The sequence below is a fragment of the Oleiphilus sp. HI0132 genome, assembly GCF_001635845.1.
The window spans coordinates 1-915 of sequence record NZ_LWGJ01000392.1 but is presented as its reverse complement, the minus strand read 5'-3'; the positions used below and the strand labels follow the sequence as shown (position 1 = coordinate 915).

2 protein-coding genes are annotated in these 915 nt (G+C 47.2%); one reads left to right on the top strand and one right to left on the bottom strand.

Annotated features, from left to right (window positions below; all coding sequences use genetic code 11):
- On the top strand, positions 1-225 hold a 225-nt coding region (locus tag A3766_RS04890; RefSeq protein ID WP_197479327.1), incomplete at its 5' end, for an inorganic diphosphatase.
- Between the two features lie 78 nt (positions 226-303).
- Here A3766_RS04890 and A3766_RS04885 read toward each other — a convergent pair.
- Positions 304-915, bottom strand: a 612-nt coding sequence (locus A3766_RS04885) for a DUF2333 family protein (RefSeq protein WP_156508695.1), incomplete at its 5' end; no start/stop codon positions are given.

The window sequence follows — 915 nt, the reverse complement described above, 5'->3', positions numbered from 1 at the left end:
GGTGATGAGAAGCTAGTAGCGGTACCTCACGACAAGCTATCTCCTGAGTACAAAGATATTCAGGATATTGAAGATATTCCAGTGTTACTGAAAGAACAGATCCAGCACTTCTTTGAGCGTTACAAAGAGCTTGAGAAAGGCAAGTGGGTAAAAGTAAAAGGCTGGGAAAATGCAGATGCTGCTCGTAAGTCAATCGAGAAGTCTGTAGCGAACTACAATAAGTAAGTTGTAGCGCTTAGCTCTATATAACAAAGGCCGCATCAGCGGCCTTTTTACTATCTGCACTTCACGAGTGCTAGAAAGTTAGCCCTGCTGAAGCAAACTGCGCAAGTCGATAATGGCCGCTGATGCTCTTGAGATATACGAAGACATTGTCAAGCTATGATTAGCCAACATCCCAAAGCCACTACCATTTAGAATCATCGGACTCCAAACAGCCTCTTGAGTCGCTTCCAATTCCAGTGTTATCTGCTGCAAGCTTACCAAAGCATTCTTATTGATCAGCACTGCCTTAAAGTCATGCTCTATTGCTTTTAGTATATGCACCAGCGCCCAAGCCGTACCGCGTGCTTCATAAAACACATCGTCTATTTCCATCCAAGCAGTCTTACGCTCCTGAGCACCTTCTGCAGCTGTCGACTGCTGAGCACTTGCATCGCCCGCCAAACCCAAGTCAAGCTGCTGGCGACCAACACTTTCACTCAAACGGCGCGACAAACTCCCTAAACGATTCTCGACTTCAGATAGCCAACTTCTTAAATTATCTGCTCGCGCATAGAACTGAGCGTCCGGTTGTTGAGGGTCAGAGAGACGCGCTAGGTAACTACGCGCTGCCTTCACGCCACGACGATATTCCGACTCACTGGCCGGAAGTGCCCAACTACTGTTATCGAAATGAAACTGGGGCTCTGCAAT